16 protein-coding genes are annotated in these 19,350 nt (G+C 69.3%); 2 read left to right on the top strand and 14 right to left on the bottom strand.

What is annotated here, in order from left to right; all coding sequences use genetic code 11:
* Positions 1-29: 29 nt before the first annotated feature.
* The 5 genes from ACIRU3_RS39410 to ACIRU3_RS39390 are packed head-to-tail and all read right to left on the bottom strand — an operon-like array spanning position 30 to position 5,926.
* Positions 30-1,910, bottom strand: a complete 1,881-nt coding sequence (locus ACIRU3_RS39410) for a hypothetical protein (protein WP_404067347.1) — start codon at positions 1,908-1,910, stop codon at positions 30-32.
* On the bottom strand, positions 1,907-2,245 hold the full coding sequence (locus ACIRU3_RS39405) for a 4Fe-4S dicluster-binding protein (RefSeq protein WP_404067345.1): 339 nt from the start codon (positions 2,243-2,245) through the stop codon (positions 1,907-1,909). Before ACIRU3_RS39405 ends, ACIRU3_RS39410 begins: the two co-directional genes overlap by 4 nt.
* A 24-nt stretch (positions 2,246-2,269) precedes the next feature.
* Positions 2,270-3,067, bottom strand: a complete 798-nt coding sequence (locus ACIRU3_RS39400; RefSeq protein ID WP_404067343.1) for a DUF3050 domain-containing protein — start codon at positions 3,065-3,067, stop codon at positions 2,270-2,272.
* A 40-nt stretch (positions 3,068-3,107) separates the two neighbouring features.
* A complete protein-coding gene (locus ACIRU3_RS39395; protein WP_404067341.1) occupies positions 3,108-4,604 on the bottom strand; it encodes a glutamine synthetase family protein in 1,497 nt (498 codons plus the stop codon).
* Positions 4,601-5,926 carry an amidase gene (locus ACIRU3_RS39390; protein WP_404067338.1) on the bottom strand — a complete coding sequence of 442 codons (1,326 nt, stop codon included), beginning with the start codon at positions 5,924-5,926 and terminating at the stop codon, positions 4,601-4,603. The genes ACIRU3_RS39395 and ACIRU3_RS39390 overlap by 4 nt, the downstream gene beginning before the upstream one ends.
* A 358-nt stretch (positions 5,927-6,284) precedes the next feature.
* Here ACIRU3_RS39390 and purB point away from each other — a divergent pair, with 358 nt between their 5' ends.
* A complete protein-coding gene (gene purB / locus ACIRU3_RS39385) occupies positions 6,285-7,571 on the top strand; it encodes an adenylosuccinate lyase (protein ID WP_404067335.1) in 1,287 nt (428 codons plus the stop codon).
* On the top strand, positions 7,555-7,953 hold the full coding sequence (locus tag ACIRU3_RS39380; RefSeq protein ID WP_404067332.1) for a GNAT family N-acetyltransferase: 399 nt from the start codon (positions 7,555-7,557) through the stop codon (positions 7,951-7,953). Before purB ends, ACIRU3_RS39380 begins: the two co-directional genes overlap by 17 nt.
* 69 nt (positions 7,954-8,022) lie before the next feature.
* On the opposite strand, the gene ACIRU3_RS39375 is transcribed toward ACIRU3_RS39380, so the two are convergent.
* The 9 genes from ACIRU3_RS39375 to ACIRU3_RS39335 form a co-directional block, all read right to left on the bottom strand.
* Entirely contained in the window at positions 8,023-10,185 is a 2,163-nt protein-coding gene (locus tag ACIRU3_RS39375) for an MMPL family transporter (RefSeq protein ID WP_404067329.1), read from the bottom strand.
* Between the two features lie 201 nt (positions 10,186-10,386).
* Positions 10,387-12,180 carry an ABC transporter ATP-binding protein gene (locus ACIRU3_RS39370; RefSeq protein ID WP_404067327.1) on the bottom strand — a complete coding sequence of 598 codons (1,794 nt, stop codon included), beginning with the start codon at positions 12,178-12,180 and terminating at the stop codon, positions 10,387-10,389.
* Between the two features lie 128 nt (positions 12,181-12,308).
* Positions 12,309-12,578 (bottom strand): acyl carrier protein, encoded by a 270-nt coding sequence (locus ACIRU3_RS39365; protein ID WP_404067324.1) that lies wholly within the window; start codon positions 12,576-12,578, stop codon positions 12,309-12,311.
* Positions 12,565-13,821 (bottom strand): ketosynthase chain-length factor, encoded by a 1,257-nt coding sequence (locus ACIRU3_RS39360; RefSeq protein ID WP_404067322.1) that lies wholly within the window; start codon positions 13,819-13,821, stop codon positions 12,565-12,567. The genes ACIRU3_RS39365 and ACIRU3_RS39360 overlap by 14 nt, the downstream gene beginning before the upstream one ends.
* On the bottom strand, positions 13,818-15,107 hold the full coding sequence (locus tag ACIRU3_RS39355; RefSeq protein ID WP_404067320.1) for a beta-ketoacyl-[acyl-carrier-protein] synthase family protein: 1,290 nt from the start codon (positions 15,105-15,107) through the stop codon (positions 13,818-13,820). Before ACIRU3_RS39355 ends, ACIRU3_RS39360 begins: the two co-directional genes overlap by 4 nt.
* A 423-nt stretch (positions 15,108-15,530) precedes the next feature.
* A complete protein-coding gene (locus ACIRU3_RS39350) occupies positions 15,531-15,848 on the bottom strand; it encodes a non-heme iron oxygenase ferredoxin subunit (RefSeq protein ID WP_404067318.1) in 318 nt (105 codons plus the stop codon).
* A gap of 428 nt (positions 15,849-16,276) precedes the next feature.
* On the bottom strand, positions 16,277-17,353 hold the full coding sequence (locus ACIRU3_RS39345) for a nucleotide disphospho-sugar-binding domain-containing protein (RefSeq protein ID WP_404067316.1): 1,077 nt from the start codon (positions 17,351-17,353) through the stop codon (positions 16,277-16,279).
* A gap of 206 nt (positions 17,354-17,559) precedes the next feature.
* Positions 17,560-18,540, bottom strand: a complete 981-nt coding sequence (locus ACIRU3_RS39340; protein WP_404067313.1) for a helix-turn-helix transcriptional regulator — start codon at positions 18,538-18,540, stop codon at positions 17,560-17,562.
* Entirely contained in the window at positions 18,527-19,336 is an 810-nt protein-coding gene (locus ACIRU3_RS39335) for a BTAD domain-containing putative transcriptional regulator (RefSeq protein ID WP_404067310.1), read from the bottom strand. Before ACIRU3_RS39335 ends, ACIRU3_RS39340 begins: the two co-directional genes overlap by 14 nt.
* Between the last annotated feature and the right edge of the window lie 14 nt (positions 19,337-19,350).

Raw genomic sequence — 19,350 nt, 5'->3', positions numbered from 1 at the left:
AGAAGGCCAGGGGCCCCACCAGTTCTGCTCTACGCGGCGATCTGCTCCCAGTGCCACCGGGAGTCGAACTTCGTGATCTCGAGGTCCGCGCCGTCGGCGACCAGCGCCGCGGCAAGACTCGTGGCCTTGGCGATGAAGCCCGAGGTGCGATGGGCGGCCAGCATGTCCTGCTCGCCGAACGGCGGGCCCTCGCAGCGCAGCAGCCGCAGGTCGATGAACCCGTTGAACGTCCGGCCGAGCACCTCCACCGCCTGCGGGCTGCGGATGCTGAAGCGCACCTTGGCCGCGACATGGCCGTGATGGTGCTGGTCGGAGTGGTACGAGATGTCCGGGATCGTGGGCGGGACGAAGTAGTCACGGGCCGCGATCTCGGGAACCTTCGGCAGATTGCCGACCAGGAAGTGCCACGAGTTGAACCGCATCCGCGCGGAGATGGACCACGCGGTGTCGGCCATGTGTGTGGCGGAGTTCCCGAAGTACCGGCGGGCGTGCGGCGCAGGCACGACGCAGCAGAAGAAGTGCGGGAGGTCCCAGGTGGCGATCCTGGGCCAGTCCTGCTCACGCAGCGCCTTGACCAGCGCGGTCAACGACCGCATGCCCCGGCTCATCGCGAAGTCGGCGTCGAAGACCGCCGTCACCGCGGACACGGTCTCGTACACCAGGGACTCCAGACCCGTCCCGAACGCCCCGTGGGGCTCGGTCAGCCACCCGGGCGACGCCTCGATACCGGCGCCCAGTTCGCCGAACGTGTCGCCGCTGACCGGGAGCCGGTCGCGCACCCGGGCGCACAGCTCCGCCTCCAGGCGCCGCGCGTCGTCGGTGAGGGGTCCGGCGACCCGCTCCACCTTGTGCATCAGCGGGCCGTGGATCTCGCGGTAGAGCTGGACCTTCGAGGTGATCTCCCGGCGCCGTCGGGCGACCGCCTCCGCGAGATCGTTGAGCGCCGCCACCCGGTTCGAGGCCGCGGGCGGCACCTCCGGTGCGCCCGGGCCGCCGTTGTACGCCAGGCGGGTCCGCTCCAGAAGGTGGGCCACGTGGTCGATCGTGAGCTGCGTCCCGTTGGCCTCCTCGATCCGGGCGAAGCCGGCCGACCGCACCAGCAGCGTGAGGCAGGCCACCATCAGCACGTCGCTGTCCGACCACAGGTCGAGCGGGACCGCAGCCAGACTGCTCAGGGCGCAGTCCGGGTGTCCCGGCCACAGCGTTCGTCCGGTCAGCGTGTTCCGGTCGCGGAAGTTGGTGTACTGCCGGTCTCCGGCGTACAGCACGAAGGGTGCCGTCCGCAGGGCCGCCTCCTGCAGGTTCTGCAGCATGTCCCGGCGGCCGTCCGGGCCGGCCTCCGCCAGCCATGCGCGGCAGTCGGCGACCGAGTCGCGCAACCGCGCCGTGGCGGCCGCGAGTTCGGCCCGGTAGTCCGCCAGGTCGCGCTCGGACCACGGCACACGGAGCACGCCGCCCACGAGGTCCTCGTCGGCGGCCAGCGGGCCCTGCGACGGGACGCGCACCACGACCCGGCCGCTCGTGTTCAGCCCGATCTCACCGAGGAAGGCCGGTGTGACGTCATCGGCGGTGGCGCTGCCCGGGCCGGGTGCTCGCCATGACCTGCCGAACAGGACCTTCAGCGCGCACTCCTGCGGTGCGGGCAGCGCGCGTAACTGAATGTCCGCCGGGACGTGTCCGGCGAGCGTGAGCAGGACGTCCACGGCCGCAGGCAGGTCCGGTGCCACGTTCGCCTGCTGCCAGGTTCGCTTCAGCAGCCCCGGGAACCCGGCGTCCTCGGCCATCAGGTAGTCCGGCTCGGCAGCGCTTCCCGCCCGCTGGCCGAGCCTGCTGGGCCGACGGCTCTGCCGTGCCTTCGCCAGCGCCTCCCTGCGGGACGACGCGGACTCCCACTCGACGGGCAAGGTCATGGCGCACCTCCTTCGGCTGTCGGGGCGATGTGATCCCACATCTGGTCCTCGGTGGGGCTCCAATGCTCGTCCACGTAAATGCAGTCGACCGGGCAGACCATCACGCACACCGGGCAGCCGGAGCACAGTTCAGGCACTATCACGACGTCGAGCCCGTGATTGAATATCGCCCCGAATTCGGACGGGCAGTTGCGCAGGCACAGGTCACACGTGATGCATTCCGACGTCTCGATGCGACGCGGCGGCTTCTTCCAGTTCTCATTGCGGGATCGCTCGGCAATCCGGTCGTCGCGCCCGGTGCTCACCACTGAAGGCGTATCTTTCGTCCACGGCATCTCGTACTCACCTCGGTTCAGGTCTCATCGGCGCGAGCGCTCGAGGATGTCGTCCAGAATTCCGTCCCACAGCCTGGTCCGTGCCGCGAGAGCGAGGTTGATGGTGTCCTCGCACTGCGTCCACTTCTCCTTGTCATCGCCGCACAGGTCGGCGAGCATCTGCATCGCCATCGGCGTGTGCTCCTCGCTGTCCACCTGGATGTGCCGCCGGAGATAGTCGACGAACGTGGACAGCGCACCGAACTCGGCATTCAACGCGGCGACCTGGTCGAACATGTCGGGGATCAGGTCCTCACGGCCGAACGCGAACGCCGCGGCCTGGCAGTGCACCGGAGCGTTCTCGATGATCTCCCAGGTGGTGGCCACGAACTCGGCCGCCGGCGCCGGCACGCCCGCCTCCTCCAGCGAAGGCAGGACCGGGCGGCCGTCCCGCAGCCGGCCGATGAAGGCGTCGATGCGCGACGCGTCGGCGCCCGCCTGGCGCATGCCGTCGAGGTACAGCTCGAAGTGGCTGATGAAGCCGTTGCCGAGCTCGTCGCTCTCCTCGACGAGGACGATGTCGTTGATGAGCCTGCGGCTGCCGGTCGGTCCGGACGGCACCCAGGGCACCTCGACACAGGTCAGGCTGCGCTGCAGGCTCTTCAGCAGCGACATGAAGTCCCATACCGCGAAGGCATGGTGCTCCATGAACGTGACCACCGCGCCCACGGTGTTCAGCTGCTGGTACAGCGGGTGACTGATCACCTTCTGACGGGCCGGCTCGATGGCGTCCTCGAGCCTTTCGATGCCCGGATTCGTCTCGCCCCAGTCGTACCGTGACATGACGGTCTTCCTTTCATTTGGGTAGCACGGACTGATGTGTTCAGAAGTCACCGAAGTACTCGCGGTGCTCCCATTCGGTCACCTCGTCCGCGGCCGGGCGATGCGCCGCGCACCAGGCGTCGAATCGCGACGCCTCGCTCTCCTTCAGCTTCGTCAGGCAGGTCTTGAGCGGCGTTCCGAGCAGTGCCTCGGCGGCGCTGCTCTCGCGGAACGCGTCCAGCGCCTCGCGCAGCGACCTCGGCAGCGCCGGATGGGCGTCCCGGTTCGCCGGCGGCCCGGAGGTCAACCCCTGCAGGCCCGCGTAGAGCTGCGAGGCCATGGCCAGGTAAGGGTTGGCGCAGGGTTCCCCGATCCGGTTCTCGGCGTGCGTCGAGGCGTCGCCGCTGAGCACGCGGACCATCGCGCTGCGGTCCTCGAAGCGCCAGTCGGCCGAGGTCGGGGCCAACGTGACCTGCGGAGCCAGCCGCCGGTAGCCGTTCACGGTCGGAACGGACAGCAGGCAGAACTCCCGCGCATGGGCGAGGAGGCCCTCGACATAGGCCTCTCCGTCGGGGGAGATCCGGTCGAGCGCGCTGTCCTCCGCCGCGAACAGGTTGACGTTCGTCTTCGTGCTCGTGACGGACTGGTGCAGGTGCCAGCCGCTGGGGTCGAAGCCGTCCAGGCGCGGCAGCGTCATGAAGGACGCGTGGAAGCCGCGCCGCCTGCACATCTGCTTGACCTGGGTGCGGAACAACAGCATCGCGTCCGCCGCGTCCAGGGCCAGCATCGGGCCGAAGGTCGTCTCGATCTGTCCGGGACCGGACTCGTGCTCGATCGTGCGCAGCGGCAGACCGAGTGCCATGAGCATCCCGGCCAGCGGGTCCGTCACCCCGGCCACCGAGTCGTAGTAGCTGTCGAGGTTGAACTGGTAGCCGGGGTTCATCGCTTCCACCGCCGGGGCGGCCCCCTGCAGGCCGAACCCGTTCCCCGCGTTCCCGGGCGGCCCGCCGAGGCGGCGCGTGAGGTACCACTCGACCTCGAGCCCGATGACCGGGGCCAGGTCGCGCCTCGTGTACTCGGCGCAGACTCGGCGCAGGACGTTGCGGGAGGCCAGCGGGTGCGGGGTGCCGTCACGCAGGTACTCGTTCCCGAGCACCCAGGCGGTCCTCGGTTCGGTGCCGGGCAGTACCTGGAAGGTGCGCGGATCGGGGACGAGCACGAAGTCGCCCGCGCCGAGCAGTTCGTCGACCCCCGTGCCGGAGTCGGCGAGGAAGTCGACGGCGACGGCGTGGCCGGTGTCGAAGAGGAACGGCCCGGCGCTGAAGTCCATGCCGTTGCGCAGCACCGTGCGGAAGACATCCGCCGGCACCGTCTTCGAGCGGGCCAGCCCGTGCGGATCGCAGAAGACGACCCGCACCAGATCGACCTCGTCCAGCTGCACCTCGGCCTGCTCGGCCGCGGCGGCCTGCCGGTCGTCCCAGAGCCCGAACTCGGCGACGAACGAGGGGCGTCCGACGCCGCTCTCGCCGCCGTGCAGGGACCATGGCCTGGACATCATGAGTGTTCCCCTTTCGTTGGCCCGCCGGGCGGCACCATCGTGAGTCCCAGCTCCGCCTCGATCCGGTCGGCGGCCGAGAGCACCAGGTGGTCGTCGCCGACCCGGCCCACCAGCTGCAGCCCGACCGGGAACCCGGAGGACGTGAGGCCGACGGGAAGGGACAGGGCCGGCTGGCCGGTGATGTTGAACGGGTAGGTGGCGGGCGACCAGGCGAGCCACTTCAGGTCGTCCGGGTCGGCGGCCCAGGACGGGGCGATCGCGTCGGCGGCGAACGGTTCGGTGGGAACGGTCGCCATGGCCAGCAGGTCGTAGTCGTAGTCGTCCATCACCAGGCCGAGCTTCGTCCGCAGGGCCAGCCTGGCCTCCCAGGCGTGCATGACCGCCGCGCCGCTCAGGGAGCGCCCGTAGCGCACGACCGCGAGCCGGCCCTGGTCGCACCACTCGTCGTCCTCGGGCGCCGTACTGCTCGCCTCGGTGGCGGCGAGTGTGTCCACCAGGAGGGCATACGGGTCGGGGAACGGGACCTCGATGCGTTCGACGCGGTGTCCCTGTCCGGTCAGTACCGGCAGGACGTCCTCGGTGGCCCTGCGGACCTCGTCGGAGGTACCGGGGAACTCGAGCCAGGCGATGCGCAGCGGAGCCAGCTCCGTGGTGAGCATCGGTGAACCGCCCAGCGAGTCGGGGTCGCGGTGATCCGGGCCGGCCAGCACCGACGTCAGGACGGCGGCATCGGCCACACTCCGCGCGAGCGGCCCGACGTGTGCCAACAGCTCGGCACCGGGCGGGACGTAGGGAACCCGGCCGAAGGACGGCTTGAACCCGACCACGCCGCAGAACGCCGCGGGGATACGGACCGAGCCGGCGGCGTCGGTGCCGACGGACGCGGTGCCGAGCCCCGCCGCCACCGCGGCCGCCGAACCGCCGCTCGATCCTCCGGCGGTCCTGGTGCGGTCCCAGGGATTGCGGGTGGGGTCGGCCACCCTGCTCACCGTGCTCGCGCTCCATCCGTACTCCGACGTCGCCGTCTTCCCCACCACGATCGCGCCGGCCGCCCGCAGGCGGGCCACGGCGGGCGCGTCCGCGGCGACCCGGTCGTTCGGCAGCAGGGATCCCCTGGTGGTGGGGAGGTCCCGCGTCTGGATGAGGTCCTTCACCGACACCGTGACCCCGAGCAGCGGCCGGTTGCGGAAGGCGGCCTCGCCGAGGTCGGCGATGAGCCGGTCGGCCGCCTCCGCCTCCTGCAGGGCACGGGTACCCGCGACCGCGACGAACGCATTGAGTCCCTGGTCCGTTTCGCGGATCGCGGCAAGCACGGTCTCCACATGTTCAGCGACCGTGCAATGACCATGGAGAAACAACTCTCTTGTTTCCCGGACACTTCGGCAGATCGGCTGCCGGTTTCTCGCGCTGATGGCTGCAGTGGATACTGACACAGCACCACTACACGCCGCCGACCAAATGCCGCGCAACCTGCGGAAGTCGAGGAACGGGCCCACCGGGGCAAGTTCGAAGAAATATTCTCGGAGTCGACCGGTCCCGCCGGTTCAACTGCGGAGAGAACGCACCCGAACCACAGCACGCACGAAGAAATTCGGGGAAGCGTCGGCGATAGCCTGCCACAGACCGCCGTGCGAATCAGTATTCTGAGAACGGCAGTTACACCTACGGAGGAATTCAGCCATGATTTCTCGATATTCGCTGCCAGAGATGGCGGAGCTCTGGTCCGACCAGGCCCGCTACGCCACCTGGACCAAGGTGGAAGTCCTGGCGTCCCAGGCGCAGGCACGACTCGGCCGGGTTCCCGGGAGCGCGGTCGCGGACATCCTGCGTGCACCGGTGCCGTCCGCGGCGCGGGTCGCGGAGCTGGAGCGCGAGCGCGACCACGAAATCCTCTCCTTCCTCACCGCCTTCTGCGAGAACGTCCCCGACGACTCCGCCCGGTGGGTGCACCTCGGCATGACGAGCTACGACCTCGTGGACACGGCGCTGGGGTACAACCTCGCCCGCGCCTGCGACGTCCTGCTGCGGTCGGTGGCGCGGCTGCGCGGCGTGCTGGCGGACAGGGCGGTCGAGCACTGGGGCACGGTGTGCATCGGGCGTACCCACGGGATGCACGCGGAGCCCACGACGTTCGGCCACAAGCTCGCCGGGTTCGCCTTCGCGATCGACCGCTGCGTACGGCGGCTGGAGGCCGCGCGCGAGGAAGTCGCGGTGGGCACGATCTCCGGGTCCGTCGGGACCTACGCGCTGATCGACCCCTTCGTCGAGGAGTATGTGTGCGCGGAACTCGGCCTCGGCGTGGAGTCCGCGCCGAGCCAGGTCGTGGCCCGCGACCGGCACGCCCAGCTCCTGCAGGCGGTGGCGACGCTCGGCGCCTGCATCGAGCAGATCGCCACCGAGGTACGGCTGCTGTCGCGCAGCGAGGTCCGCGAGGTGGAGGAGCACCGGACGGCCGCCTACCAGGGGTCGAGCGCCATGCCGCACAAGCGCAACCCGACGACCAGCGAGCGCCTGGTGGGCCTCGCCCGGCTGCTGCGCGGATACGCGGGGACGATGCTGGAGGACGTGGCACTCTGGCACGAACGGGATCTGTCCCACTCGTCCGTGGAGCGGGTCGCCGTGCCGGACGCGCTGATCGTCGCCCACTACCAGACGAACGCGGCGGCGGACCTGGTCGCGGCGCTCAAGGTGCTCCCGGAACGGATGCGCTCGGCGATCGACGGGACCAACGGCCTGGCCTACAGCTCGGCGGTGCTGGCCGACCTGCTGGAGGGCGGCACCGAGCGTGAACGGGCCTACCGGGCGGTCCAGGCCGCGGCGAACGGCGCCATCTCCGCCGGCGGGGATTTCGGCAGCCTGCTCCGGGCCGAGGGAATTGATATCGGGCCGTTGCGGCCAGAGCGTTTCCTGGTCCACCACGACGTCATCCTCAAGCGATTGGAGACTCTCCGTGACCTGGCACATTGAGCGCGAGAACGGCACCGATCTGGACCTGGACGAGGTCCTGCGGGTCTACCGGACGTCGGGGCTAGGCGAGCGCCGGCCGATAGCGGACACCGAGCGCATGGCTGCGATGGTACGAAACGCCAATCTGGTCCTCACCTGCCGTGTCGACGGTGAACTCGTGGGCATCGCACGGAGCGTCTCGGACTTCTCCTACGTGACGTACCTCTCCGACATAGCCGTCAGCCGTGCGCACCAGCGGTCCGGTATCGGAAGGGCCCTCATCGACGCGACGCGGAAAGAGGCGCCGCAGGCCAAGATCGTGCTGCTGTCGGCGCCCGCCGCGACGGACTACTATCCGCACATCGGCTTCACCCAGCACAATTCCGCCTGGGTGAAGTCGTAGAAAAGCCGCTCAGGGGCTCGGACCACCGGTCCGAGCCCCTGAATCGTGTTCCGCTGTCGTTGTGCCCGGTCAGGAAACGGACGCCTCGGTGAGGCTGCTGGGGGCGGCCGCTTCCGTGGTGGGCCGGCCGCCGGGGCGGTACGGCCACCAGGTGATGGGTCCCATGTCGAGGGCGAGCGCCGGGATGAGCAGGCTGCGCACGATGAACGTGTCCAGGAGCAGCCCCACCGCGACGAGCAGGCCCTGCTGGAGGGATCCGACGGTCGGCAGCACCGCGAGCACGCTGAAGGTGGCCGCGAGCACGAGTCCCGCCGAGGTGATGACGCCTCCGGTGACGGTCAGGCCGGTGAGAACGCCTTCGCGGTGTCCGCGCCGCTGGACCTCCTCACGGGCGCGTGTCATCAGGAAGATGGTGTAGTCGACTCCCAGCGCGACGAGGAACAGGAAGCCGAACAACAGCAGGTTCCGGTCGATACGGGGGTGTCCCAGCGCGTTGAACAGGAGCACGGCGGTTCCGATGGCGGCCGCGTACGAGAGCGCGACCGACAGCAGCAGGACGACCGGTGCCACGAGCGCGCGCAGCAGCCCGATGAGCATGATCAGCACGACGCCGAGGATGAGGGGAATCAGCAGCTTCTCCTCTTTCGCCTCGGCGTTGGAGGTGTCCAGATCGACGGCGGTCTGGCCGCCGACGACAGCCTCATGGGCCGAGGCCGAGCTGCCGGCGAGGGCCGTTCGCATCCGCTCGACGGTCTGCCGGGCGCCCTGAGAGTCCGGCGCCGAGCCGGGAACGGCGCTGATGTGCGTCCACCCGCCCGCGGACGCCACGGCCTTGGCCGAGGTCACTCCGGGCACCCGCTCGACCGTGGCGAGCGCGGTGGCCGCGCCTCCGCTGGGCACGTACACGTCGATGGGCGCGGACGAACCCGCCGGGAAGTGATGGGCGAGCAGCTTCTGGCCCGCGACGGAGTCGACCGTCTTGGTGAACTGCTCGGACTGGGTGAGCCCGGTCTGCAGGCCGGTGGAGCCGAACGCCAGGGCCACGAGCACCACCGCGCTGCCGATCCAGATCGCGCGCGGACGCCGTCCGACGGCCTGCGCCACCCGCGCCCAACTGCCGTGCCCCTTCTCCGCGTTCTCCTCGTGATCAGGGGCGTGGCGGGGAACGAACGGCCAGAACACCCAGCGGCCGAAGACGACGAGCAGAGCGGGCAGCAGGGAGACCATGGCGAGGAACACGGCCACGACCCCGACGGCCACGACGGGCCCGAGACCACGCGTGGAGTTCATGCTGGCGAACAGCAGGCACAACGCCGCGATGGTCACCGTTCCGGCGGACGCGGCGATGGCGGGCAGACTGCGGGTCACCGCCAGGGCCATCGCCTCATGACGGTCCTCATGACGGCGCAGCTCCTCGCGGTAACGGGCGATGAGCAGCAGCGCGTAGTCCGTGCCGACACCGATGGTCAGGATGATCAGCAGGTATGTGCCGTACCCGTCGACGTGCAGTCCGCCGTACTTGCCGAGCACGTACACCACACCGCTCGCCACCTGGCTGGCCAGCAGCACCGACAGCAGCGGGATGAACCAGAGGACGGGGCTGCGATAGGTGACCAGCAGGACCACGGCGACGAGCAGGAGTGCGACGCCCAGGAGCACGCCGTCCATGCCGGAGTAGACGTCCATGTAGTCGGAGAGGGTGCCGGCCTGGCCGCCGACCCTGATCTCGAGACCGCTCGGAGCACCGCCCTTGACGATCTTGTCGACCTTGTCCACCGCGTCGCCGAGCACGGCGTTGTCGTTCTTCGACGACCGGAGGGGAACGGTGAGGAACGCCGACTCCTTGTCGGACGACACGGCCGGCTGCGGGATGGTCTGTACGGCGGCCCGCTCTGCCGTCAGCCGGCTGCGGTCGCCGTTGACCTTGCCGAGGTCGGCCGCGGTGAGCCCGCCGTCGCGGGCGTACACGATGACCGCCTCGCTGATGTTCTTGTCGGCGAAGTGCTCTTCGCCCACCTTGACGGCCTGGGTGGACTGGGCGTTGGCCGGCAACCAGCTCACCGGCTCGTTGTTCTGAACGGTGCCGAGCTTGGCGCCCAGTGTCCCGCCGATGCTGATGAGCAGCACCCAGAAGGCGAGCACCACCCATTTCGAACGCCGGCCCGCGACGAACCTGGCGTACGGATGAGAGCGCGTGGACGTGGGCGCCGGCTGCGCAGTTGAATTGCGCATAGCGGGTACTCCTCCAAATACGAGAGTTCAACGTGCCCAGTAGGCAGCCGAGCAGCACGGCGTGAATTCACCAGCGCCTCCTCTGCCGCATGGAACATCCGTCATGACGTTAGCGACCGTCGAGCGGGCCGGACTTCTCGGAAACTGCTCAATCGATATTCGAGCGGCGGGGTTCGGTCACCGTGTGCTCGACCTGTCCGGTCAGGCCGCCCGCCAGGCGGCTTGGGCCATCTCGGCGTCGCGGTTGACGAGCGTCGCGTAGCGGCCGCCGAGGGCGAGCAGTTGGTCATGGGTGCCGCGTTCGGCGATCTCGCCGGAGTCCAGGACGATGATCTCGTCCGCGTCCCGGATCGTGAGCAGCCGGTGTGCGATGGTGATCGTGGTGCGGCCCTCGCTCGCCGCGTCGATGGCCTCCTGCACGGCCTGCTCGGTCTGTGTGTCGAGGGCGCTGGTGGCCTCGTCGAGCACGAGTATCGGCGGGTCGCGCAGAACGGCTCGGGCGATCGCCAGGCGCTGCTTCTCGCCGCCGGAGAACCGGTATCCGCGCTCGCCGACGAGGGTGTCGTAGCCGTCGGGCAGGGACATCAGATAGTCGTGGATGTGCGCGATCTTCGCGGCCGTGACCAGCTCGTCCTCGGTTGCGCCGGGCTTGGCGAACCGGAGGTTCTCGGCGACCGACGCGTGGAACAGGTAGGTCTCCTGGGAGACCACGCCGATCGCGGCGGTGAGCGTGTCGAAGGACATGTCCCGCACGTCGATGCCGTCGATCGTCACTCGGCCCGAGGACACGTCGTACAGCCGCGGTACGAGGTAGCCGAGGGTGGTCTTGCCGGATCCGGTCTCGCCGACGATCGCGAGACTGTGCCCGGCGGGGACGGTCACGTCGACGGCGTCGAGCGTGGGCCGTTCCGCGCCGGCGTAGGAGAAGCCGACGCCCTGCAGGCGCACTTCTCCGCGCAGTCGGGCGGGGGCGACGGGGTGCTCCGGCTCCGCGATGTCGATGGGCAGGTCAAGGTACTCGAAGATGCGGCCGAACAGTTCGAGCGAACTCTGGATCTCCACCCCGACGCTCAGGAGTTTCTGCGCCGGCCGGAACAGGTTCTGCTGCAGAGAGGTGAAGGCGACCAGCGTGCCGACGGAGATCGCCATGTGGTCGCCGCGGCTCGCCAGCCCGGCGACCCAGTAGATCGCTGCGGGCATCGAGGACATGACGATCCAGATCGTCGACTGCCACCAGCGGCCTGCCATGTTCGAGCGGAGTTCGAGGTCGGAGAGCTTGCCGGACTCGTGGGCGAAGGTGTCGGTCAGCGACCGGGAGCGGCCCATCGTGCGGCCGAGCAGGATGCCGCTCACCGACAGGGACTCCTGCACGATCGAGGAGATCTCGGCGAGTTGGCGCTGCCGTTCGCGGGTGATGTGGCGGCGCTCGGTCCCGACCCGGCGGCTCACCCAGACGAAGACCGGCAGCATGACCAGCGACGCGATGGTGAGACGCCAGTCGAGGACGGCCATCGCGGTGGTCGTGGCGATCACCACGGTCAGATCGGACACCAGCGCCGTGGCGGTGTTCGTGACGGTGGCCTGCATGCCGCCGATGTCGTTGGCGATGCGTGACTGCACCTCGCCGGAGCGGGTCCTGGTGAAGAAGGCCAGCGACATGCGCTGGAGATGCGCGTAGACGGCGGTGCGCAGGTCGTGCATGACCAACTGGCCGACCTTGGTGGACACATAGGTCTGCCAGACGTTGAACGCGCTGTTGGCGATCGACACGACGATCATGCCGAGGGCGAGCAGGGTCAGCAGGCCCGTCCGTCCCTGGGGCAGCGCCACGTCCATGATCTCGCGGATCAGGAACGGGTTGACGAGCGAGACGAGCGACGAGGCGAGGACGAGAAGGGCGACGAACAGCAGGCTCCACCGGTACGGGCGGAACAGCCTGACGATGCGCCGTATCGGCACACGGGGGTAGGCGGTGGGTGATTGAGCGGTACTCAACAGAGCCTCCTCTCACGACGGTGATCGGTCCGCTCGAGGAAGCCGGGCACAGCGGAGGACCGACAAGGCTCCCGGGGCGTTGCTGAGCCCTGTCGGCGCTGGAACACTCCCCCGACGTCCTCGCCGTACTACGAGACTTCTTGTACGGTGAGTTGGGCGTTGACGGCGTCGATCAGGGCGCGTGGTGTGGTCGAGTCGAACAGTGTCTCGTCATCCAGCTGGATCCCGAATTCCCGCTCGATGCGGCCACCGGTCTCGAGCAGCGCGAGTGACTCGTAGCCGAGTTCGATGAAATCGGTGTCCATGGTGTTGGTGTCGACAGCGGCACCGTCGCCTTCTCCCGCGGCCTCGTGCAGGATGCGCCTGAGGTCCTTGACAGTGAATTCACCGGATGCCATAGCGGCTCCCTCCCTTCGATCGGTTCCAGTCGATGGATCGCAGCACGAGGGCGGAGTTGAAGCCGCCATGGCCTCGCGCAAGGACAACGGCCGCGTTCACGGACGTGCGCCGCGGCCGGATGGTCACCAGGTCGATGTCGTACTCGGGTGAGGGGTTGACGTTCGTCGTCGGCGGGATCAGTCCCGAGCGCATGGCCAGGAGGGCGGCGGCGACATCCAGCGGAGCGGCACCCGAGCCGAGCCGCCCCGTCATGGTCTTGGGCGCGGTGACCGGGACCTTGCGGGGCCCGAAGACCGCGGTGATCGCCGCCGCCTCGACACGATCGAGTTCCGGAACGGCGGCGGCGTCGGCGAAGACGACATCGATCTCTGCCGGCGACAGGCCCGCGTCGTCCAGCGCGATCTCGATGGCCTTCCGCAGCGCAGGCTCGCGTCCGCTGCCCGGCCTCGGGTCGAAGGTGGACCCGTATCCGCAGATCTCGCCGTAGACGCGGGGTGCGCCACGCCGGCGCGCGGTCTCGGCGTCCTCGATGATCAGCAGTGCGCCGCCCTCGCCCGGCACATGCCCGGCCGCGTCGGGGTCGAAAGGCAGATAAGCCCGCTCCGGCTGTTCGCTGGTGCTCAGCTTTCCGCTGGAGAGCTGAGCCACCCACCCCCAGGGGCAGATCGACGCGTCGACACCGCCGGACAGGATCAGATCGCTGCCCTTGCGGACCAGCCGCCGGGCCTGCCCGATGGCGTCGAGACCGCCGGCCTGGTCGCTGACCACGACGCCACTGGGACCGCGCATGCCGTGCCGTATCGAGATCTGGCCGGTGTTGACCGCGTAGAACCAGGCGAAGGACTGATACGCGCTGACGTACTGGCCGCCCTTGCTCCAGAGGTTCTGCAGTTCTCCCTGGCCGAACTCGAAGCCGCCGCAGGAACTGGCGGTCACCACGCCCATCCCGAAGTCGGGCATGTCCTGCGTGCTGACCCCGGCATCGGCGAGTGCGTGATCCGCGCTCACGAGGGCGAGTTGGGTCATCCGGTCGGTCTGCGTGATGAGCCTGCTCGGAAGGTGGTCCGCGGCCCTGAACCCGGAGACCTCGCCGGCGAGTTTCGCGGGATACCGCCGGGGATCGAATCGCGTGATACGGCCGATGCCGGTCCGGCCCGCGCGGGTGGCGGTCCAGTAGTCGTCCACACCGAATCCGTTGGGAGACACGACGCCCAGACCGGTCACCACGGCGCGGGAGGTCATATCAGGCTCCTCTCGGGACGGGCCAGGATCATCGCGCTCTGGAAGCCGCCGAAACCGCTGCCCACGGTCAGCACGGTGTCGGTCTGCCAGTCGCGCGCGGTCAGCGGCACGTAGTCGAGGTCGCATTCGGGGTCGGACTCATGAAGGTTGGCCGTAGGGGGCACCACGTTGTTCTCCATGGCGAGGACGGAGGCGGCGATCTCGATGGAGCCGATCGCGCCGAGCGAATGCCCGACCATCGACTTGATGGAGCTCACCGGTGTACGGCGGGCGTGTTCGCCCAGGCTGCGCTTGAAGGCGGCGGTCTCGTGGCGGTCGTTCTGCTTGGTTCCCGAGCCGTGCGCGTTGACGTAGTCGACGTCCTCGGGGTTCACCCGCGCCTCGCTCAGCGCCACGCGGATGGCCTCGGCCATCTCCCTGCCGTCCGGACGCAGCCCGGTCATGTGGAAGGCATTGCACCGGGAGGCGTACCCGGCGATCTCCGCATACAGATGGGCACCGCGGCGGCGCGCGTGCTCGAGTTCCTCCAGCACGAACATGGCGGCGCCCTCACCGAGTACGAAGCCGTTGCGCGTGCGGTCGAACGGCCGGGAGGCGTGCCCCGGATCGTCGTTGCGCGGTGTGGTCGCCTTGATCGCGTCGAAGCAGGCCACGGTGATCGGCGAGATCGGCGCGTCCGAGGCGCCGGCGATCATCACGTCGGCCGAGTTGTCGCGGATCAGTTCGGCGGCGTAGCCGACCGAGTCCAGTCCCGATGTACAGCCGGTGGAGACCACGGTGGCCGGGCCCTCGGCACCGGCCGCCCAGGCGACCTCGGCCGCGAAGGAACTCGGTACGAAGAAGTTGTACAGATGCGGGACGGCGTATTCGGGGTCGACGAGGTCGAGCCGGCCACCGTCGCTGACCACGCGGTACTCCTGGTCCAGGCCCGTGGTGGCGCCCACCGCGCTGCCTACGGTCACTCCGGCGCGATGAGGTGCGATGCCGCCCAGGTCCAGGCCGCTGTCCGCCATCGCCTCCCTCGCCGTGACGACCGCGAACTGGGCTGCCCGGTCGGTGCGTCGTATCTCCTGCGGCCCGAGGCCCTGCTCCCAGGGATCGAAGTCCGCCTCGGCCGCGACCCTGGAACGGAACGCGGAAGGATCGAAGAAGGTAATCCCCCGGGTCGCCGTCCGGCCTTCGCTGAGAAGGTTCCAGAAGCTCTTTACTCCGATTCCTCCCGGCGCCACCACCCCGATTCCAGTGATGACGACTCGTCGGCCGGATTCGGTGAATTGAGGGTCCATCCTGGCCACGATAAGCTTCCAATCTCAACGTCAGGGATCAAGTCCTCTTGCCTCGGATCTCAGTTGATTCCGTCTGTGCGACGCCTACCGCAGACGCTCCAGGAGGGCTTCCCATTCGGCGCACTCCGCCCTCGACAACGGCATCACAGAAGGCTGGTCCGGAGGCTCCCACATACTGCCCATGGGCGGGCTCACCCACGACGCCCCCATCCACACCAATGCCTCACCGGCGTAATTCAGCATGGATCGCATAGCAGTCCTGAACCGCGCGCCTTTCATGCTGGCATCCCTCACTTTGAGACATTTCGTATCCTCGGATGCGACTTTAGCCCAGTGCCTTTGTGAATCACACGCAGTTGGTGACGGGCGGAGCAATCAGCGATAATCTGGGACGGCCCGGCGGCACGAGATTCGAATGAATCCTCAGTCTGTGGAGCCGTACCGGACGTAGACGTCGCCGTCCTCGACCTTCACCTCGTAGGTGGCGATCGGCTGCGTCGCCGGCGGGCCTGCGGGCTTGCCGGTGCGCAGGTCGAAACAGGACCCGTGCAGCCAGCACTCGACCTTCCCGTCGTAGACCTCCCCCTCCGAGAGGGAGACCGCGGCATGGGAGCAGAGGTCCGCGATCGCGTACACGCCGTCGCCGCTGCGCACCACGGCGACCGGCGTGCCCTCGATTTCCACCGCGATCGCGCCGTCGGCCGGAATCTTCTCCATCGGGCAGACCCTGACGAAACTCATCGGTCCAACTCCCTCTCGATTGTGTGCTGCACCTGCTGCCTGGCCCCCGGCGTCTCGATCCGCTCGACACGCATCCGGAGGACGGGAGACCAGCCATCGCCACGGTGCGCCGCGGATCTCAAGGGAGAACCGAGGAAAGGTCGAAGCTCGCTGGAGTCCGGCCCTGGGCCGTCCCTTGAACGTCCTTGCCGAGGCGGCGGCACGGGATGGTTGGACGCCGCGCGCACGAGGACCCGGTCCGGGCCCGGCGCCGCGGACCTCCGACCGGGGAGCCGGTCCACGCACCGCGCCCGCGGTCGCCCCGGGACCCGGCCCGGTGCCCACGCACCGCGCCGCGGACCTCCGACCCACAGCAAGCGGCCGGCACCTGCCGCGTCGCCGATGACGGGCAAGTGCCGGCCGCTGGACAGTCGGTCCGGGCGGTCGGATCACGTGACGGCGAGCGTCTCCAGGGTGTGCACCACCTCGGAGGGCGTCGGAAGCGTCGCGATCTCCTTGGCCAGGGCCTGCGCCTGCTGGGCGTACCGAGGGGTGGAGAGGACCTCCCGGCAGCCGGCCGCGACCGCCTCGTCCGGGTCCTGGCCGGGCCCCAGTTGCTGCGGCGTCACCATCAGGGCCGCACCGAAGCCGGACAGAGCCTGCGCAACGGCCTTTCCGTAGCCGTTGTCGGGGGTGATCAGCTGCGGCACCCCGGCGTGGGTGAGGGTCGTGGCGGTGGTCGCGCCGCCGTGATGCACCGCCAGATCACAGGTGGGGGCGACCACGTCCAGCGGGATCCAGCCGATGCGGACATCGCCCAGCTCCGCACCGAACTTCTCGGCGGCCTCCTCGGGCGCCGCGATCAGCACCTCGGCTCCCTCCCCGGTCAGCCGGTCCACCAGATTCCGCAGGGAGCTGCCGGCGGTGTCGAGCATGAGCGAGCGGGTTCCCGAGGTGATCAGTACGCGGTGGCGCCCCTCGGGGCGGGTGTACATCCAGGGTTCCAGGCGGCGTTGCCGGTTCCGCGGGATCCAGCGCATCGGCTGCGCGTCGGGAGCGAGCGGCGGCCGCAGGGACGGCGGGCAGACATCGATGAACAGGGCGGGATCCGGCAGCTCCGCCAGCCGCAGGCGCTTCAGCTCGGGCCGGAGTTCCTCCACGGCCCTCCGGTCCCTGTGCCCCATCGGGTCGATGTACCAGACCTGGCGCACATACGGTATCTCGCGGTGGGCGGCGAGCAGCCTCGGAACATGGGACAGGGCACCGATGACCAGATCGGGCGGCCAGTCCTCCGCCAGGTTCAGCAGCGCGTCCAGCCGGCCGGAGGCGGTCACGGAGTCCTGGCCGTGCCGCATCCGCTCGGGCGTGATGGAGACCGCGGGAAGCCCGATGGCCTCCGCGGCCTCCATCAGCGGCTCGTCGGCGGCCAGGAGGATCTCGTGTCCCGCGTTCCGTGCGGCCGTTGCGAGCGGCGCGACGCCGAAGACGGTCGCCTGGCTGCCGCCGACGGTGAAGAGAATTTTCATGGCGATTCGGATGCTTCCCGTGAGACGACAGGGTCAACGAACCGGGGCCTGTTCTGCGGCGACCGGCCTTTCGGGTCTTCACTCGACGTACTGGGTGCAGCAGGCCGGGTGGGATCGGGCAGGGCAGCGCCCTGCGCCGGGCAGAGCAGCGCCACATCCGGCCCGGCCGGGTTCAACTGGGCGAGTGCGTCACTCGAACGGGACGCTCACGACGAAGGCCGCCCCGGCACCGAAGGCTCCAGCTCGCGGTAGCCGTCCGCCCGGTGCGGTCCGGCCGGCTCCGGGCGCGGAGCGGTGGCGGGACAACCGGAGACCGTCGCTAGGGCCGGCGAGGGTTCGAGATCGGGCAACGCGAGCAGGACCGGCGGGTCGGCCGAACGGCCACCACGCAGGCGGAGCGCGGCACTTGTGACGCTGTCCGCGGCCACCCGCACCGCGTCGCGTCCGCCCACGAGCGAGCTCCGGTGGGCCCACGGATCGGGCCCGACACCGTCGGCCACCCCCACCGCGCGCACGAACCAGATGCCTTCGGGGACGTCGGGCAGTTGGTAGCAGGACGGACGGCCGCTGGGCACGTGCACCATGACAGCGGCGGACGGCGGGTACTGGACGATGGGAGTCGCGAAGGCACCCACGAACACCCGTCCGTTCCCGTGGCCTTCCGGCAGGCTGATCGTCCCCGCGACCACACCGAAACCGGTGCGCGGATTCGGCTGCGGGCTGGGCAGATCGAATCCCCCGGACTGCGACAGCCGACGGAACCGGCCGGGCGAGACCCCGACGCTGGACGTGAAATAGTTGGTGAACGAGCCCAGGCTGTTGTACCCGACCGCTGACGAAATGTCGGCGATGCTCATCGAGGTGCTCAGCAGCAGACGCTTGGCCTCGTGAATGCGGATCGCGGCAAGGAACCGGCCGGGCGTGACTCCGGTCGTGTCCTTGAACAGACGAGCGAAATAGAAGCGGCTGAGCAGAGCACTGTCCGCGATCTCCGTGAGAGACAGCGGCTCGCTGTAGCGCTCCCAGATGCACTCGATCGCCCTTTCGACTGGATTGTCCATATGCACCTCACTGCCTCCCGTCCAAGCCTTCAGGGTGGCCTGTGGCAGTCGCGCTCGACTTGAGCAGCGCTGGCCTCGAAGCTCGGTGACGGCCCCTCGGACCGGATTCCGGTCAGCTCGCCGCACGACGGCCCGGTACCGTCGCGAGATCTCCCGACTGGACGGCCGCCGCCAGTCGCTGCAGGGGCGCGCTGGGCTCGATGCCCAACTCCGCGTCCAGCACGGACCGGAGCCGGTGGAACGCCTGCAGCGAGCGTCCGGCGTGCCCCGCACGGGACAGGGCGGTCATCAGGAGTGCGCAGAGGTTCTCGTTCATCGGGTGCTTGGCCGCCACGAAGGTCAGTTCGCCCAGCAGATCGGCGTGCCGCCCCAGGGCCAGATCGGCCTCTATACGCCGCTCCAGGGCCCTGAGCCGGCTTTCCTCCAGGGACGTCGCCTCGATTTCGAGCACACGCCCCACCCGGATGTCCTCCAGCGCCGAGCCGCGCCAGAGCTGCAGTGCGCGGCCGAGTTCCTCCGAGGTGAGGCGGTGGTCGGCCGCCTCGGCGGCCGCGTATCCGGCACGCACACGACGGTCGAACACCTCGACGTCCGTCTGGCACGCGTCCCTCTCCAGCAGGTAGCCGGTGCCGCGGGTGCTGAGTATCCGCCGTGCGCCCGGGTTTCCGGCGTCGGCGGCGGCCAGTGCGTTGCGCAGCTGGAAGACATAGGTCTGCAAAGTCGTGGCATAACTGCGCGGTGGGCTGTTTCTCCACAGTTCCTCGATGAGCGTCGGCACCGTGACGACCCGGCCCGCGTTGAGAGCGAGCAGCGCCAGGACCTGACGTTGTTTGGGCGCGCTGGTCCTGACCGGCGTCTGGTCGAGGCGCAGGGAAAGTGGGCCGAGCAGCTCGATGCTCAGCGGCCTGGGAATCTGGTTCATGCCGTCTCCCCCGT

Origin of the sequence: Streptomyces sp. NPDC101151, assembly GCF_044768335.1 — a bacterium.
GTDB lineage: Bacteria > Actinomycetota > Actinomycetes > Streptomycetales > Streptomycetaceae > Streptomyces.
Note: the sequence above shows the minus strand (reverse complement) of the source record. Positions and strands in the feature narration are given on the sequence as shown.

What these genes read in the sequence shown, in the direction of transcription:
- ACIRU3_RS39410 (WP_404067347.1), bottom strand. Translation starts at nt 1,910, where the DNA reads ATGACCTTGCCCGTCGAGTGGGAGTCCGCGTCGTCCCGCAGGGAGGCG.
- ACIRU3_RS39400 (WP_404067343.1), bottom strand. Translation starts at nt 3,067, where the DNA reads ATGTCACGGTACGACTGGGGCGAGACGAATCCGGGCATCGAAAGGCTC.
- ACIRU3_RS39350 (WP_404067318.1), bottom strand. Translation starts at nt 15,848, where the DNA reads ATGAGTTTCGTCAGGGTCTGCCCGATGGAGAAGATTCCGGCCGACGGC.
- purB (WP_404067335.1), top strand. Translation starts at nt 6,285, where the DNA reads ATGATTTCTCGATATTCGCTGCCAGAGATGGCGGAGCTCTGGTCCGAC.
- ACIRU3_RS39365 (WP_404067324.1), bottom strand. Translation starts at nt 12,578, where the DNA reads ATGGCATCCGGTGAATTCACTGTCAAGGACCTCAGGCGCATCCTGCAC.
- ACIRU3_RS39355 (WP_404067320.1), bottom strand. Translation starts at nt 15,107, where the DNA reads ATGGACCCTCAATTCACCGAATCCGGCCGACGAGTCGTCATCACTGGA.
- ACIRU3_RS39345 (WP_404067316.1), bottom strand. Translation starts at nt 17,353, where the DNA reads ATGAAAATTCTCTTCACCGTCGGCGGCAGCCAGGCGACCGTCTTCGGC.
- ACIRU3_RS39360 (WP_404067322.1), bottom strand. Translation starts at nt 13,821, where the DNA reads ATGACCTCCCGCGCCGTGGTGACCGGTCTGGGCGTCGTGTCTCCCAAC.
- ACIRU3_RS39395 (WP_404067341.1), bottom strand. Translation starts at nt 4,604, where the DNA reads ATGATGTCCAGGCCATGGTCCCTGCACGGCGGCGAGAGCGGCGTCGGA.
- ACIRU3_RS39405 (WP_404067345.1), bottom strand. Translation starts at nt 2,245, where the DNA reads ATGCCGTGGACGAAAGATACGCCTTCAGTGGTGAGCACCGGGCGCGAC.
- ACIRU3_RS39335 (WP_404067310.1), bottom strand. Translation starts at nt 19,336, where the DNA reads ATGAACCAGATTCCCAGGCCGCTGAGCATCGAGCTGCTCGGCCCACTT.
- ACIRU3_RS39375 (WP_404067329.1), bottom strand. Translation starts at nt 10,185, where the DNA reads ATGCGCAATTCAACTGCGCAGCCGGCGCCCACGTCCACGCGCTCTCAT.